The 13,862-nt window shown below is 63.3% G+C and carries 6 protein-coding genes; all 6 read right to left on the reverse strand.

Annotation, left to right across the window (positions count from 1 at the left end):
* Positions 1 to 196: 196 nt before the first annotated feature.
* The gene (locus ACFU53_RS02235; RefSeq protein WP_383985106.1) at positions 197 to 1,729 is read right to left on the reverse strand and encodes an N-6 DNA methylase; all 1,533 of its coding nucleotides are present in this window, start codon (positions 1,727 to 1,729) and stop codon (positions 197 to 199) included.
* The gene (locus tag ACFU53_RS02240; protein ID WP_383985109.1) at positions 1,726 to 3,171 is read right to left on the reverse strand and encodes a restriction endonuclease subunit S; all 1,446 of its coding nucleotides are present in this window, start codon (positions 3,169 to 3,171) and stop codon (positions 1,726 to 1,728) included. Before ACFU53_RS02240 ends, ACFU53_RS02235 begins: the two co-directional genes overlap by 4 nt.
* Positions 3,168 to 6,764 carry a DEAD/DEAH box helicase family protein gene (locus ACFU53_RS02245; protein ID WP_383985112.1) on the reverse strand — a complete coding sequence of 1,199 codons (3,597 nt, stop codon included), beginning with the start codon at positions 6,762 to 6,764 and terminating at the stop codon, positions 3,168 to 3,170. The genes ACFU53_RS02240 and ACFU53_RS02245 overlap by 4 nt, the downstream gene beginning before the upstream one ends.
* A 466-nt stretch (positions 6,765 to 7,230) precedes the next feature.
* Entirely contained in the window at positions 7,231 to 10,035 is a 2,805-nt protein-coding gene (locus ACFU53_RS02250) for an RNaseH domain-containing protein (protein ID WP_383985115.1), read from the reverse strand.
* Positions 10,036 to 10,058: 23 nt separating this feature from the next.
* Positions 10,059 to 13,388, reverse strand: a complete 3,330-nt coding sequence (locus tag ACFU53_RS02255; protein ID WP_383985118.1) for a hypothetical protein — start codon at positions 13,386 to 13,388, stop codon at positions 10,059 to 10,061.
* Positions 13,385 to 13,831, reverse strand: coding sequence for a hypothetical protein (locus ACFU53_RS02260; protein ID WP_383985121.1), 447 nt, complete (start codon positions 13,829 to 13,831; stop codon positions 13,385 to 13,387). Before ACFU53_RS02260 ends, ACFU53_RS02255 begins: the two co-directional genes overlap by 4 nt.
* Positions 13,832 to 13,862 lie beyond the last annotated feature (31 nt).

Raw genomic sequence — 13,862 nt, forward strand, 5'->3', positions numbered from 1 at the left:
CAGCAAGAGCCTGAAGTACTCGCGACTTCCCACGACCGTTGCGCCCAACCAGGACGTACGTGTCGTGACCTTCGGACAGGTCAAGCGTGAAGTCTTGCAGGCCTCGGTAACTAGGCAAGTAGATTTCTAGCAGCTGCACATCCCCTCCCCCGTGGATCCCGGTCTCTTACACAATTAACGAGTCACAAGGCTGTGACTACAGCCCATCCTGCGAAATCCCCATAGGCCGCAATGCTTCGGTGAGGTTAATTAGTTCGGACAATGCCGCTTCCAGCTCTCCTGCAATCTCCTCGGCCAAGACATGAGGTTCGATCAGATCATCGGCGTCGTCAATTGACTTGTCCTTGAGATCCGCAAGGAGAAGGAGGTTGACCCTCTCACGGTTCAGGAGGTAATCAACGTCGTATGCCTTGAAAGCATCCGTTTCAGTCCGCTCGCTGCGATCCTTGCCGGGAGCGTAGCAAGCAACAAAGTCGTCTAGGTGCTCCCTGGACAGCCGATTCTGTTTGAGCGTGAAGTGCTGATTGGTCCGGAAGTCATACACCCAGAGTTTCTGTGTGTGCGGCTTTCCATCGGCACGAGGCGGAAGCTTTTCAAAGAACAGAACATTCGCCTTCACCCCGCCAGCGTAGAAAATTCCCGCAGGAAGCCTCAGCAGGGTGTGCACGTCACACTGCTGCAGCAGGCGTCTGCGAATGGTCTCCCCGACGCCGCCCTCAAACAGCACGTTGTCCGGGACTACCACGGCCGCTCGGCCACCAGTCTGCAGCAAGGTGTAAATGTGCTGCATGAAGTTGAGCTGCTTATTGGTCGTGGTTACCCAGAAGTCCCGACGATGGTACGCGAGATCCTTACGCTCAAACTCGTCGTCCTCGCCGATAATCGTGATCGATGACTTCTTGCCAAATGGAGGATTAGCGAGGACGAGTGATGCGTGACGGGTGGGCGGCTTTGCCAAAGCGTCACCCACGTCGATCAACGATTCGCCATTCGGCTGACCAATGCCGTGCAGTAGCAGGTTCATGGCGGCGAGGCGTGCTGTACCATCAACCAACTCATTTCCCCGAAATGCACCCGTGCTGAGCCGTTCCCGCTGCTCAAGCGTGAGGCCCATCTCGTGGTGATGCTGAATGTACTCAAATGCATTCAGCAGGAAGCCTCCAGTGCCGCAAGCTGGATCCATGATCGTGTCGTCTGGGGTCGGCTGAACGCAGTCGACCATGGCGCGGATGAGGTCCCGCGGGGTGAAGTACTGCCCTGCGCCGGACTTGACGTCTTCCGAGCTCTTCGCGAGCAGCTCTTCGTACGCATCACCCTTGATGTCGACGCCCGTTCCGGACCAGTTTTCCTTGCCGATCAACTCTCGGATCAAACGCTTCAGCTTGGCAGGATCCTGAATTCGATTCTGCGCCTTCTGGAAGATTCGGCCCAGTGTGCCTCCGCTACGCCCGAGCGTGCCGAGAATCTCGCTGTACTGTTCTTCGAGCTCTTGCCCCTCGGCATCAAGCAAGATCTGCCAGGCATCAAGGCCGTCAAGGATGTCGACCTGATTGAAGCGGCGATTTTTCTGTTCGTGAGCCATTTTGAGGAATAGGAGATAGGTCAGCTGCTCGACATAGTCGAGCACAGAAACACCGTCATCCCTCAGGACGTTGCAGTAGCTCCAGAGCTTGTTGACCAGGGCCTGGGCGTCGACACTGACGCGAGACGAGGCGGTTTGTGGGGTCACAACAGAGTCTCCTGTACTGCCTGGCTCTCACGCTTAGTTGCTGTGCTGGGCTTACGCGTCTGCAATCGGGGCGCTCTTGCCGGCCGAGTTGAGCGGATACGGTCCAGCAGTACCGTCGCGGGCTCGTCTGCGGGGTCTTGCTCCACCAGCTTTCCGGAGAAAGCCCTACGCAAGACAGCCCTGCGGAGGGCTGCTGCTCGGAGCAGGCCAGCCTCCACTGTCTCAAGTGCAGCGTCGGCCACGCTTAGCCGTGACTCAATGTGGCTGACGAGATCCTGCTGAATGTCTGGCGGTGGAAGCGCGACCGGAAGCAACTTAATCTTACTGAGACTGATCGATGCCAGGTTTACGCTCTGCTTTCCGTTGAGTTCACACCACCGCTTCCCAAACCCATTTGCGTGCCACGCCAAGAGCTTCGGGTGAAGAATGCTCTGGACAACTCTGGCCCGGAAAACATGGTTCTGGTGAATGCAACCGGGGATCTGCTCTTCCCAGATCCACCCCCTGCCGAGCTTATCGCGGTCTCCACCCTCGTTGAGAAGAACATCGCCATGCTTGAGAAGGAGTTGCTCGGCCTTCTTTGGTGCAACCCGAATCATCGACACGTCAGCCAAGTTGAGGCGACCGCGCTGCACGTTTGCGACGCGCAAGTAGGGGACGCTGATGAACTCAGGGTCGTTCTGCTTCTTGCTGTCCTTGGTTACACCGCCGACGACATGCGCGATTTCCCCCAACCGCGACCAACGCCAGCCAACCGGAAGCAGTGGCAACGGGCCGTCATCGATCCCTACCTCATGGATCTTGGCCGCGACCCTGCTCTCCGCGACCGCTCCTCCAGTCGTGGCAATGCCAGTGATCTTGTCCCGCAGCGTTGACAGGCGGGCGGTGACATTCCGTAGGGAGGATTCGACGAAGTCCAGGCGCGAGAGGTGATCTTCGAGCGCTTCCACAATGCGCTGTTGCTCGGCCAGCGGAGGAAGGTCGATGTTCCACTGGGCTAGCCGCGCAGAGCCGATATGGTGGATTCCTACACCGCGCGAATCTTGCGCGAAGGCTCCCCTGAGCGCCTCATACCGCAAGTAATGCAGAAGGAAGCGCGGATTGGCGGCGTGGGTTCTGACTCGAATCAGCGTGTTCTGGAAACAGCAGTCATCGATCTCATCGTTCCAGAGCGCTGGCTTCCCAACCTCGCCGGCACTGCCGGATGCTTCGCTCAGGACGATATCTCCACGCTCGAGCCTGTAGGTATCTACTTCGTCCTCAGTGAAGTGCATGAACTTCACATCGTTGAGAAGCAGCCCTTGCCATCCCACATTGGCCGCGCGCAGGTAGGGTCGCATATTGCTGCCATTGTGGTTCTTGGGCGAGCGCTGGCGGCCAAGCCGCACTTCCGAGAAGTCCTGCAGCGTGCACCGCGCCCATCCGGACGGCAGTTCGCTCATGCGGTGAGTTCCTGATCTAGTTCGTCGAGGACAGCCTCGGCACGGTCGTCGCCGAAGACGCGGAGGAAACCATCGGTTCCACCACGCTCCGTGAAGGGTACGTGGTCCAGGTCGGCCACATCGAACCTGACGCTAGTGGCCATCGTGTCGACGATCCGCTCCAGCCACCACAGTTCGTCCTGACTGAAGACCACCCCCGCCTGCTTCTGGCGAGCCACCCAGTTGGCGAACCGACTCTCCACTGTTGATCGGTAGGGCCGAACCTCGGAATCGAGCCCAAGTTCATAGCGGATCAGAGAAACAAGGTCCGGTGGCCCATGCTTGACGCCTGGCTCACTTGACGCTGCCCCTAGCTGTTCGTACGCCTGCCACAGGCGTGCCACGGTCCACTGGTGAGGCGGCCGTGCAATACGCGAGGCCAAGTCCTTGAGCCGCTGGTAAGCCTCCCGGGGGCGAACTTCACGCCCTCCGCGGCCAGTCAGCGCGATCTGGAGGGAAGTGATCTCGTCGTGGTGCTCGGCAAGGTACTCACGCCAACTCGTCACTGTTCGGCGCGCCATCTCCACCGGCCCGACGGACAAGAGGGCATCCGGGTTCACCTCGTCGTAGACGATTCGCTGGTCGGTGCGGATGTAGATCAGCAGATCACGCAGGTCCTTGTTAGACGCCAAAGGCCGCACAGCCTTCTGGACCATCCAATGCACGCCCTTGGCGCCGTCTGCCTGCCGGACCTGGTCTACGTGATCTACATCGACTGCCTTCGCGATTCTGCCGACGATCGCATCCAGCGACTCGCCAGCTAGGCGTGCGATCTCCTCGTGATCGTCAGCAGTGAGTGTGCGCGACAATCGCGACAATCTCAGCCCTAGCTCTTCCGCTTCGTCCTCGTCGATCGTGCCGCCCGCAGTCTTGCCAAGTAGCTTGCGAAGTGATGTGCGCTTGGCGTCATCCTTCTCGACCACGGGCGTTTCGCGCTTGTGACTCTCGGTGACGCCGATGGCATCAATGACGACGAACCTGGTCTTCTCTCGAATGTCCGGCGTCACTGCTCGCAATTCGGTCGAGTCGATCACTCGCGACCCACGACCGCGCATCTGCTCGAAGTAAGCCCAGCTCTTGACATCTCGCAGGAAGAATACGCACTCGATGGCCCGGACGTCGGTGCCGGTGGCAATCATGTCCACGGTGACGGCAATGCGCAGCTCGGGGGCGTTGCGGAACTCAGAGAGCAGCTGATCCGGCTGGGACGCCTTTCCCGTAATCTTTTTGCAAAAACTGTTGCCCCGGCCGAATATATCACGCACCATTTCGACGATTTCGTCGGCATGGTTATCATCACGGGCGAATATAAGCGTTTTCGGCACCATACGCATGTCGTCGGGCACGTTGGCGCGCTCAGGGAAGAACATGGTCAGATTGTCACGAAATGCCGCAAGAACCGTCCGTAGTTGGCCTTTGCTGATGACCTTGCCGCCAACCTGGTTCGCGCCGTACGAGAAGTCGTCATCCAGCTCTTCATACTGACGTCGTCGGGTCCGCCGGTTCTTGATCGGGACATGGGTTTCGACGGGGATTACAGATCCCTGCTCGGTAATTGCTGTCCTGATGCGGTAGGTCGTGTAGTCGACCGCCACCCCATCTGCCACCGCTTGTTCGTAGGTGTACTCACTGATCAAGTTCTGATGAAAGAAGCCAAATGTTTGGGCAACAGGCGTCGCGGTGAGTCCGACAAGATGTGCATCGAAATATTCGAGGACCGACCGCCATCGGCCATAAATGGACCTATGGCACTCATCGATGACCACTAGGTCAAATGACTCCGGCGAGAGCTTGCCATTGTAGGTGACATCAGCGGCAGGCGCCGTTGCACCTCGTTCTTCTTCCTCAAATGCCGAGGGTTCACTGTAGTCGTCGGGATCGCCGGGCTCTTGTCCAGCGACGAGCCTGGAGAGTCGCTGAATAGTGGAGATCACGACTTTGGACGAGTCCAGAACCGTCGAGCCAGTGAGCTGGTCTACGTTGTAAAGCTCAGTAAACTTCCGTCCATCGTCCGGAGTTGTGTAATTGGTGAACTCCGCGAGGGCCTGAGTCCCAAGGTTGTTGCGATCGACGAGGAAGAGAATCCGTTGCGCTTTGGCGTACTTCAAAAGACGGTAGGTAGCAGTGACCGCCGCAAAAGTCTTGCCAGCTCCTGTTGCCATCTGGATTAGGGATCGCTGGTCTCCGCGACGCAGCGACTCCTCCAGCCCCTGGACAGCTTCAAATTGTGCTGGCCTGAGACGCCCAGCATCCACTTCAGAAGGGTCGAGCTTCGGGAGGCGTTCCCTGATGCGGGCTCGATAGGTGGGCGCTGCCGCATCGGCTTCAGCCTCACGAATCCACCGAGCGATGGTTTCGGGCTGGTGGAAAGAGTAGACGTCCCGGGTACGTGAATCTGGGTCCAGGTCGTTGCGGAACCTAACCAGACCACCATCACTCACATAGCGATAGGGGAGTGGCGTCCGCCAAGCCTGCAAATCTTGTCGGGCTGTCAGCCCCTCCGCATAGCGGTCAGCTTGCCTCTCGGCGGTCGTGAGATCAGCGCCCTCGTGCTTGGCCTCAATCACACCGACAAGTTTGGTGTCGACATAGAGCAAGTAGTCTGCACGACCAGCCGCCGTGGTCACCTCACGGACGGCAACGCCTCGTTCCAAGTAGAGGTCTTGGCTCCCCTTCCCGTCCTGAACGGACCAACCTGCTTCGCGCAGCATCTCGTCGATTCGATCGCGAATTCGCGCTTCGCTCAGCGGCTCCTGGGCTGCGCGGCGAGCGTTGGAGACCAGTAGGTCCCTCTGCCTGGCAGTCGGTTTTCGCGGTGGCAGAGCTTCGTCGAATCCACGCTGAAGGTGCGATACCTCCGTAGCCAGCGAGGTAATTAGCGTCGACACCTCAGGAAGGGCGGTCCTGGCGCGCGCCAACTCGACAGAAGCGCTCTCACGAGCCTTCTCCAGGGCCTCCTCATGGCTGCGATCCCGGTCCGAATAGCTCACCCGGGAAAGCTCCAGGCGGACTCGGGCAGCCTCCAGTTCGCTCCGGAGCGCCTCCACCTCGGCACGGGCGGCGGGGTCTACCGGGTCCGCGCTTCGGACCCAGTCGGGTGCCTCTGGCGGGAGGAAGGGGATCTGCTCCCGGTCCCCGGTCAGGAGACGGTGGAACCAGACTCCAAGCTGGAAGCACTGCCTGACTGCGCGCAGCGCTTCTCGTTCTAGTGCGAAGTCCGTGTCAACGGCTTCGGGCACAGGACGCCGAAGGGCATCGAACGTCTGCCGTACCGGCTCGTCCAGAAAGCCGGCCCGAGCCAGGGCGTGCACCCTGCTTGCCTGATCGTCCTTAACAACAGTAATGCCAGAGCGTCGCGTCAGAGCAGTCGCGAGTGTGTCCCCGAACTGACGGCCCTTGAGCAGCGTGACACTCGGGTCGGTGAAGAGATTCACCTCCGCGCTCGCTCCGTACAGCACCAAGAGGGGCTCGTGAGGCAGCAAGAAGCCGAAGTTTGCGGATCGAGCTGCCAGCTCCCGGACCCGCGTGTCGATCGGGCCACGCCCCTGGCTCACGAAGCCCTCCACATCCGCTCAACCGTCCAGCGTGTTGCCATCATCTTCGCGGTCACCAGGGTACCGAACGCCAGACAGCACGTCGGTAGGCAGCCGCTTTGTTCCTCCCAGAGGCCAGCCAGCAGTGCTCGGGATCACCCACTCAATGTCCGCTCGGCGGTCAAGCTCGGCCCACCGAGTCGGGAAGCGAGGTGATCGACTTCGAGGATACCTACATCGGTAAGCCGGTCGGGGGGAAGCCGAAATCAACGACGAAGCTATCAGGGTGTGTTATGGCCTGGCGGAAACCTCGAAGGCCTCGACATCCGCATCTCCATGCGCCAGTAGATCGGCCACTTCCTCAACGGAAGTACCCGTACATCGAATGAGTCCGATCACGACCGGGCGGCCAGGTCGTGCCGCAAGTGGGTCAGAGGCCCCGCTCTTGCAAGGAGCGGCGCCTCTACGGTCCGCTGTTCCCCGGCCACTACAGCTCGGGGGCCTCGCCGTCAGAACCTGGCTCGGCGGCGGGCTTCTCCTCAGGAGGAGCGGTGCGCCGGTATTGCGGGTGGTCGAGGTCCATCTGCCTGGCGGCGTGCAAGGGCACGGGGAAGCGGGCCCGGTCTGACCAGAAGAGGGTCTGGTGGCAGAGTTTTGCGGTGGCCACGGCAAGGGCTTCCGCCGAGACACCTTCGGCGCAGGCCAGCGGGTAGATCTCAGTCGCGGTCATGGAGTACCAGTTCTGGGGCATCTCGCCCTTGCGGCGTTCCTCCTTCTTCTCCGAGTGGACGGACCTCTTGGCGTCCCATCGGGTGTACTTCGAGCCCAGTCGGCCAGCGCCGTCGCCGTCGTACGCGCGCGGCACGTTGCACAGGATCCAGACGGGTGCGCCGAAGTCCACCTCGACTTGGTACAGCATCCGGGTTGTTTCGCCGTCTGTCGTGGTGCCAGCCTTTCCCTTCAGCACACGCGTGGTGCTGACAGGCGGCGGGACCTCCTCGTCCGCGATGTTGATGCGGATCACGGCACGCGGCCTCTCGTCGCTACTCAGGGAGCTGCCTGGGAGCCAGTAGCGGCTGAAGCGCGGAGTCCGGGAGGCTCCCTGATTCATGTTCTGCAGCCCCTCCCACATGCGGCGGCAGGCCAGCCCGTCCACGGTGACGGTGTAGGGGACACCGTCCAGCTCCTCGGCGAGGTCTCCGAGGGCCAATTCGACCGCCTCGGCTGCGTCGTCCCAGCGCTGCCGGTGAGTCTTCTTGTCCCCGTTCTCCTGGGGGTAGGCCGTGGCGTGGAAGGCAGGCTGGGCGCTGCGGTAGGGCTGCCACTGGGGTCGGGTGGAGCTCCAACCGAGCATGCTCCATGCTCCGCCGACATGGGCTGGCGGGATGAGTGCTGATGCGGTGATCACGACCTTGGGGGGCCCGTTCTCCCCCTTTCGCCGGTTCTGCTGCCGTACATGGACACCGACTTGGGCGACTCGGTGAACGGGGTAGTCGGAGGTTCCGGGTTCCAGCGCGTTGGCGATGCGGTCGTCGATGATTCCGAGCGAGCGGTAAAGGTCGAGGAGGGCCATTTCGGCCGGGTGGTCCTTCGCTTTCGGCATGACGATGCCCTTGTCGTTCTTGCCCAGGATGTACTGGGTGGGAACGCCGAGACTGGCAAGGAGCGATCGTGTCAGGAGCTTGCCGTCGCGGCTGTCGGCGTCCGTGCCGTTCTGCTCGTCAACGGACTCGGGCTTCTCCGTCTCGCACCAGGCGCCGACGAGGATTCCGTCTCGGGAGACCAGCGAAGCGCCGGTCTGTGCCAGGGCTTCTCGCCTGCCGTCCGGTCCACCGGGCTTGAGGAAGTCGGTGGCCAGGTGGAGCACCGCGGTGATCTGGTCGCCGTGAAGGCTGAACTCCTGGCCGTCGTGCGGGTCGAGCCCCGTGGGGTCGATGCCGTAGGTCTTGCAGAGGGTGTCGAGCATCCGTAGCCGGGTCTCGTCGCGGTACCAAAGGCAAGCGATGCGCAGCTTCTTGAAGCCGGCGGCCTCGACTGCGGAGAAAACGGACTCCGGCGTGGGCACGGCGCTGCCTCGCGCCCGGAGCGGCTCCTTGCTCTCGCTCTTCTCTCGCTCCTCCTTGCGGCGTTCGAGCTCCTTCTTGGTGACGCGCTCGGGGTCGGTCGGCCGGTGGGGAAGCGTCATGGGCGCCTCCCGCATCGTCAGAGGTACGGCCACGTCGCCGAACGCCTCGGCGACGTGGCCGTAGAGAAGGCGTAGGTGCTGCATCCCGGTGCCGGTGCCGATGGGGAAGGAATAGCTCTTGGGGAGGACCGGCCACACCTGGCCGGGGTGTTCGCGGGGGAAGGCCGCTGGCTTCTTCTCCTCGCGGGCCGTCTTGAGGAGCTCCTGTTCTCTGCGGGATCTCTGGTCGATCGTCCTCAGGATCGAGTAGTCCATCTCCAGACGCCCTAGCGCCTCCAGCGCGAGCCGGTTCACGGTTCGGGCGGCGCCGCGGCCGTTGAGCGACACTTCAAGGAGCGGGTGCCCAGAGCCGGGCTGCACAGCCAGGGCCGTTTTCGAGAAGATCAGCGAGGAGGAGATGCGGGTCACCCTCGACGACACCAGGAGCACGGGACTGGCGATGTTCGGAAGGGTCTTGAGCCGCAGCGCGGTGCGGGAGAGGGCGTACCGGCCGCCCTGCTCGTTCTGCCAGGGCTCTTCCAGGGCGACCAGACCGCCGGTGGTGTCGGGGCGCAGTGCGATCTTCCTGCTGTCGGAGATCGCCCAGAGCTTGGCGGCCATGCGGCGGGAGAGGTCCCAGGCAACGGTCCGGTAGACCCATCCGGGGGCATTGGGCTGCGTGCCGTCGACCGGCTTGAGGTGGTCGGCGAGCGCGTATTGATGTTCTGTTGATGCGGCGATTCGTTTGGCGAGCTCAGGAGCCATGGTGAGATCGATGGTGTCGATCTTCTCGCCGAGCGCCAGCGCATGGGTGAGGGTGAACACCTGACAGAGCAGATCGCTGTCGAGCGGTTCGCGCGAGGCGAGGAACGGGCCACGGAAATCGGGGTCGAAGTAGACGTAGCCGCCGCTCAGGGTGCTGAGCACGGTGGTAGCGATGGAGTACGGGGCCTGCGCCGCGTCATCGCCGTAGCGACGGGCGCATTGCCTGCTGAAGTCGCTCCACAGCTTCTCGGTCTCGCTGTCGAAGTGCCGAACGTACACCGCGGCGTCGCCGACGAGCTTGGGTGTGCAGCGGTAGGCGAGGGTGTTCAGGTACATCCCGGGCTCGCGGTCCTGCTGGGTCACGCGTCCTCTTCTCTTCGTTCTTTTCAGGCGCCCGGGAAGCCGGACTCGTGGGGTTCGATGCCGGCGTAGGAGAGGAACGCGTTGAGCGCCTCTCCGTACAACTCGTTCATCCGTTGGCGCACCTCGGGCCTCCACTGGCGGTAGATGCGGTGCAGGACTGTTTCCAGGTCGGCGTTCCAGGTGTCCTCGTGGAAGGCGTAGTCGACCATGTGAAGGACCGCTTCGGTGCCTCCACGGCGAGCCCGGCCGGCCAGCTGGATGAGATCGACGATCATGCCCGCAACGACCTCCTCCTGGAGGGACTTGTGCATGGTCGTGAACTGCGGGGCCGTCCGCAGGAGAAGGGACAGGCGTTCCCAGGCAGCGTCACGACCGACGGCAAGTGCCTTTGACGGGTTCGAGCTACCGCCGGCCAGCAGGGCCCGCAGACCGGCGGCGTTGATGCTGGCGTACATCTCGGCAGGCTCGCTGAGGAGCGCCAGGGGACGTACACAGAGGTAGACGGAGCGGACGGCGGAGCGGATGCCGACGACGATGTTGAGCCCCCTGGCAATCAGCGACAGGGGCACGACCAGGATCTTGCCGTGCTTGGGGAAGTCCTCGAACTCCTCGGCAGTGAGGCGTACAGCGACGTTCTCCTTGGGCAGGTCGGGGTCGGCACGGTGGCGGTCCTCCGCCCGCACCGCGACGCACAATCCGCCGCCGTAGTGACCGGCTTGCGCGATGCCACGCGCGAGCCAGGCGCACTGCTGGTAAGAGTTAGCCACCACGAGCACGTGGGCGCGGTCGGGGTCCTGGGACGCTGTTCGTTCGAGTTCGCGGTGGATCTTCTGGTCGTAAAGGTTGCTGCCCAGTTCGATCAGGGCGTCCTTTTTTCGGCTGGGGTGGGTGCCTGACACCTTGATGGGCTCCCCGAACAGGGGGTGGCCCTCTCCGTACTCGATACGGTGCTTCCTGGCCCGGATGGACTTGGCCTGCGCGTCGGTCATCCACCATCGGACGGGGGCGTGGACGTGTTCGCGCACGGCTTGGGGGAAGTATGCGGTGGCCGAGAAGCCCATCACCGGCCGCTCCACAGCGGCCAGGAGGAGCGAGACGACACCGCCGAGCTCGGCGGTGTACGTGTGCGGGTCACCGGTGATGGTCTGGGCGACAAGGCTGGCGTTCTTCTCCTTGTCGTCGAGCCCAGTGATGCGGTAGCCGGTAATGGAACGGCCGAGCATGCCCAGCGGAATCACCGAGGAGACTGCCGTGGCCCGCAGGAGTTCCACGATCTTCTGCGCCGACCGCAGGCCGGAGGAGCGGTAATCCTGGGCCTTGTCCTGCAGTTCGGACAGAGCTTCGTCCAGCTCGGTCATGGCGGTCCGTGTCACCAGGAGGTTGATGGCCTTGGCGCGCCGTTGAACGTCCTTGATGGAATCCTCGAGAAGCGTGTGCAGCTCCAGCTTCACCATGTCGAGCAGGTGCTCGCCGCGTGGCGCCACGAGGGCACCGAGGGAACGCCGCACGTCGTCCCAGTCGGGTTCGAGCAGACTCGGTTGGGAGGTGAGCGGATCGAGGCCCCGATATCGGGCCGGCATGAGGGCGTTGAGCCGCTGGAAGAAGTCCGGCGGAATGTCCGCCTCTTCCGCAATCTCCGTCTCGGGCCAGAGCAGGCGGATGAGTGCGCGGTCTCGCCCACGGGCCAGGTGCCAGCGGGTGCTGGTCTGGTCCGGAATGCGGGCCTGGGCTCGCTCGTCCTCCGTGGCGTGCAGGCTGAGGGCGTTCTTGCAGATGCTCAGGAGGAGGAACTCCGCCATCAGCCGCACGTGGCTGACTGCGGGGAGCAGGTTGTGCTCGTCGTCGATGTGCAGCCGCTTCGCGTCGGTGTCCATCTCCTGCGGCGCTGCGGACCAGTGCCGCCGAGAGTGCAGGACCACCTCGCCGGCGCAGTTGTCGATGGCCCGGGACTGGAACTGGTCCACTTCGTCGACGAGCACGGCGTGGCAGGTCCGCAGCGCGAACTCGGCCGCCGTCATGCTTCGGACTGCCCGGCCGTCCAGGTTCACGCCGATGCGCAGGTTTCCCTGCATGAACGCGTAGTGGTTCATGATGACGACGTTCGCGGCGCAGGCGTCGTAGACGGGGGCGAACTTCCCGCACGTCGGGATCCAGGGGCAGGCTGCGGAGCCCACCCCCTGACGGCGCAGGTTCAGGCACGGTTCGCGCCCGGGCGGGTAGTCGCCGGTGGCCTCCAGGAAGGTCTTCTGTGCGCACCCGTAGGCCAATTGGTCAAGATCACGCTCGCCTCGCTCACCCCACTCGCCGGGTAGATTGGGGTCTTCGTTGATGAGGGAGGCGTGCTTGAGGGCGCGATCGTGCATCCCAGACGAGGACATCAGGTGGGCGCAGCCTGCCGCGTGTTCGATGACCCCAGTTTTTTGCAGGTGGTCGAGGTCTCCGCGCACATTCCAGGTCGCTGCCAGGCACGCCTTGATGTCGGGTAGCACGATGGCGACGCGTCGCTGGTTTGCTGCGAACCATGCGGCCATGACCCGGACCAGGACGCTCTTGCCGGTGCCTGTCGGGGCGTTGAAGATCTCTGTCCGGCCAGCGGTCAGCGTCAGCGCCTCGCGGGGGGACAGGCTGTCGGTGGTCTGCAGCACCTCGAAGAGCTGCTGCAGGACCTGGTGCAGGTAGCGCTTCTCCGGCGTGTAGCGCAGGTCGATATGCCGGGCCAGGTCAAGGAGTTCGGGCGTGGGGATCCGAACGTCGGGCAGGTAGGGCACAGAGGAGATGTGCGGGAGCCGATCGTGGCCGAGCGGGGCGGTGAACTGGGGGTAGGTGGGGATGGTGAGCCGTCCCTGGATCTGTCCCTCCCCGTTCACGAACATCTCCTGCGTGGCCCATGTCCCCGGCCCTGCGAAGTCCGGAGGCTTGGGACGGCTGCTGGGCCGGCGGAAGCGGGCCGTGAGACGGTCGACGTATCCCGGCAGGTCGCCGCCTACCCGTGGGAAGGCGGCGCTGGCCGTAAACGGATTGTCACCGACGAGCTCAAAGGGAAGCATCGTCCCCGGGCCGTCGGGGTCGTCTCCGTGTAGGGGCGCGAGCATGGACCGGGCCGTGGTCGAGAAGGCCCGGAGACCCGAGATCTCGGCGGGGGCGATGGCGTACACCGCCGTGATCCGCTGCTTCTCCTCATGGGTGAGGCTGTCCCAACGTTCCCACGCCTGGTACTTGCCGGAGACCAGGAACGCCGCCTGCTCGAAGGGGGCAGCGCCGCGTTCGTCCCCGTCCACCGCTTCGGGAAAGTAGTGGGCGGCCAGTGCCAGTGCCGCCAGTACCGCAGTCTCCCTGGCAGACGTCTCGCTCATGTCCAGCTCACCCCTGCCTCCTTGCACACCAGTTCACCGAACTCGGAGGCGGTGACCGCCCTCATCCCGTATCTCTCGCACACCCCAGAGAGCAGCGGGACCTGGCGGGCCCGGTAGTCCGGCACGACCAGCCACTCGGCTCCGCCCTTGTCGCCCTCCTGCGCGTGGATGAGCTTCGCGAGCGTCGTCACCGACGTGTAGTCCTTGACGTCGACCTTGAACGACACCTTTTTGCGTCGCTTCAGCGCGACCTCCACCAGGAGGTCGTAGGCGTCCAGCCCCGGCCACAGGTCCACCTTCAGCCCGCGCTCCTTCAACCGGTCGAACAGGGCCAGCTCCGGAAGTCCCGGCACGGTGGTGTACCTCCAGATTCCGCGGGCGAGCGCCTTGTGGCCCTCCGCAGGCAGCGCCTCGGGCAAGGTCTCGGTGTCCGTATACAGCACCGCCTCCCTCCCGCTCGGGCGCGCCGGAGAC

Origin of the sequence: Streptomyces sp. NPDC057474, assembly GCF_042802555.1 — a bacterium.
Lineage (GTDB): Bacteria > Actinomycetota > Actinomycetes > Streptomycetales > Streptomycetaceae > Streptomyces.